Genomic DNA, 3,503 nt, shown 5'->3' on the forward strand with positions numbered 1-3,503 from the left:
GGGTGACTTAGAGCAGGCAGAAATAAAACACCCTACCATCAGGGGATCAATAGAGATAAAATTTCAGAATCGCGGGGATATTTTCTCTATGGATGTAAAACTTCCCGCCAATACCCAATCGGATATCGGTTTGCCCAAAAAGTACAGAGAATACAGTCTTTTTAAAGACGGAGAAAACGTTAAAGTTAAGGAACAGGAGGATCACGTGTTAATTGAAGATGTCAGCCCGGGAGAGCATTCATTTGAAATTAGGAAAGGGGAATGATTATGAAAATGAAATCAATGGATTTTCCACTTGTAGCTGAAACCAGAAATAGTCGGTACATCAACAGAAGAAAATTTATTAAAGATTTTGCCACGGCAACTGCTGCAATAACCTTATCCCCTATGCTTTTTGGTTGCAATAGGAGCCATGGAAGACCTAATATAGTTTATTTGATTGCAGATCAATGGAGGGCATCAGCGCTAGGTTATGCAGGAGACCCTAATGTGAGGACACCAAATCTCGACCAACTGGCAAAAGAAAGCTTGAATTTCCGAAATGCTGTATCGGTTTGTCCTGTTAGCACACCCCACCGTGCAGCGCTGATGACCGGTAAATACCCTACATCTACCGGAATGTTTCTTAACGATGCATATCTTCCGGAGAGAGAATTGTGCATAGCAGAAGTATTGAGTGCCCGGGGTTATAAAACTGGTTATATAGGTAAATGGCATCTCGACGGACATGGGCGAAAAGATTATATCCCCCCGGAACGTCGTCAGGGTTTTGATTACTGGAAGGCTGCTGAATGCGAGCATGACTACAATAATTCTCATTATTATGCAGACACTTCTGAGGAAATGAAGTTTTGGGAGGGATACGATGTATTTGCACAAACAAACGATGCAAAACAATTTTTGCGCAATCACAAAAAAGACGAAGAGCCATTCGCTTTATTTGTATCTTATGGTCCTCCTCATTTTCCGCATCATACAGCACCCCAAAAGTATCAGAAAAATTATCCACCAAAAGCCATTCAATTACCGGAGAATGTTCCTGAGGAATTGCAACCTACAGCAAAAAAGGAAGCACAAGGATATTATGCACATTGTGAAGCAATTGATAAGAGTCTTGGCGATTTGTTGACCACATTGGATGAATCAGGGTTGAGAGACAATACAATTTTGGTTTTTACATCTGATCATGGAGAAATGCTTGGTTCTCAAGGTGTAAGTCCGCATGAGAAACAGGTACCATGGAGCGAGTCGGCCAATGTACCGTTTTTGTTAAGATTCCCTGCCGTCCATGGTAGTGAGGGCCGCACTGTGAACATGCCAATCAATACCCCGGATATTTTCCCCACATTACTTGGTCTTGCCGGAATAGAAATTCCCAATTCCTGTGAGGGGGATGATTTTTCGAAAATCATAAAGGATGGTAAAGATAAAAAAGATCATGCTGCATTATATATGGGAGTTGCACCTTTTAACAGGCATGAAGAGTTAAGAAAAGAATATCGTGCCATCAAGACGAACCAATATACTTATGTGCGTAGTCTTGATGGCCCCTGGCTCTTGTATGACGATTCAAAAGATCCTTATCAAATGAATAACCTGGTTGGTAAATCTGAATATACAAAACTACAAAAAGAACTTGATGAACGGCTACAGGCATTATTAAAAAAAATCGGGGATGATTTTCGACCTGGATCAAGCTATATAGCCGAATGGGGATTTGACGTTGATCCGGAAAGGGGTCATATTCCCTATAAAGATCATAATCAAACACCACAACCACCCAAGCGATAGAATCAAAGGAAATGTTAATAATCTAATCAAAAAGGCCAATAATGAAAAAGTCAAAAGCCGAAATATGTTCTGATGACGAAAGAAATACGCATTGTAAAGTAGGCTCTGGTAAAATAAAAACGAGCAATACAGCAAATATTTTGTTTGACAAGAAGTTAAACCTGAATAAACACTTTGCATATGCGTTTTTTCTGTTGTTTTGTTTTGCATTTTCATTGATATCGAGTACAGGTAAGGGAAATGAAAACACCAGGCCCACCGGGCTTACCATTAATTTTTTGTTGTACCCCGATCGTGTATTTCGGGATGGATATCCTGCAAATGCTGAATTAAGTCAAGCTGTAAATTACAGGGAGAATTTTAAGTTTACGGAAATTAAACAGAAGCAACCGCTCTTCGGATGGAAGCTACAGTCCGAAAAAAGGAATACCCTTCAAACAGCTTATCGGATTATTGTTGCATCAAGTTATGAGAAAATAAAAAATGATGTTGGGGATAAGTGGGACTCTGGTAAAATTGAAAGCGAACAGTCCATTAACATACGCTATTCCGGAAAGCCTTTGAATCCGGATTCTGTTTACTTCTGGAAAGTAAAAACATGGGACAATCACGGTGTAGAATCATCTTTTTCGGCAATCAGGCAGTTTAAAACAGCATCAACGTTAACAGATTATTACGGTTATGACTATTATGGTACGACCCGATATCCTTTGGAGAAACAGGATGTTCCTCCTGAACTTATAGAATCACTATCGGATACACACACTTTTGTTGACTTTGGGAAAGCAAGGTTCAGCCAGTTGCGTGTTAAATTATTTGGTGAAAATGAATCTGATACAGTGACTTTACATTTGGGGGAGGCAATTAAAGATGGCAGAATTAACACCAATCCAGGGGGTAATATTCGTTATGAGGCCTTAAAAGTACCCTTGAAGCCTGGGTGGAACACTTACGACATTATTATTCCTCCTCATAAGTATTCAAGGCAGGACAGAATTATCCGAATGCCCGAATATATAGGGGAAGTAATGCCGTTTCGTTATCTGGAAATTGCAGATTATCCGGGTGAATTACTGGAAAAGAATATGATTCACCAGGTTTCAGTTCACTACCCGTTCAAAGATGACGCATCGTATTTCAAGTCATCAGATAAGGTATTAAACGATGTTTGGGATCTTTGCAAGCATACGATAAAAGCTACAAGCTTCTTAGGTATTTATGTTGATGGGAACAGAGAAAGATTTCCCCGTGAAGCTGATTCTTATATCACCCAGCTCAGCCACTACGGTGTGGAAAGAGGATTCTCTCTTGCTCGTTATACCCATGAATTTCAAATTAAATATTCAAGTCAGTGGACTGAATGGCTCTTGCATGTTGTTTTAGCCGCCTGGGCCGACTATATGGAAACCGGTGATCCATCATCATTAGAACATTTTTATCCTGATTTAAAAGCAAAATCCCTTACTTCACTTGCTCGGGAAGATGGATTAATCAGCACAAAAACAGGACTGGTAACACCTGAAATTATTAATTCTGTTCATTGGCATGAAAATGAATGGAGAGGGCGAGAACCTGATCAGGCGAGGTTTAGAGATATTGTTGATTGGCCGCAACCAGGTGGTTTTGGAGGTGTAAAGGGAGAAACAGACGGATTTGAATTCAGGCCCATTAATACTGTAGTAAATGCTTTTCATTATCGCGCGCTTGTACTT

The 3,503-nt window shown here is 40.0% G+C and carries 3 protein-coding genes; all 3 read left to right on the forward strand.

What is annotated here, in order from left to right; translation table 11 throughout:
• Positions 1-265, forward strand: a 265-nt coding sequence (locus KGY70_19240; GenBank protein MBS3777337.1) for a hypothetical protein, incomplete at its 5' end; no start/stop codon positions are given.
• A gap of 2 nt (positions 266-267) precedes the next feature.
• Complete coding sequence (locus tag KGY70_19245; protein MBS3777338.1) at positions 268-1,791, forward strand: sulfatase; 1,524 nt, start codon at positions 268-270, stop codon at positions 1,789-1,791.
• Positions 1,792-1,832: 41 nt separating this feature from the next.
• Positions 1,833-3,503 (forward strand): hypothetical protein (locus KGY70_19250; GenBank protein MBS3777339.1); only part of this gene is annotated, 1,671 nt, incomplete at its 3' end.

The organism is Bacteroidales bacterium (assembly GCA_018334875.1).
Classification (GTDB): domain Bacteria; phylum Bacteroidota; class Bacteroidia; order Bacteroidales; family UBA12077; genus JAGXLC01.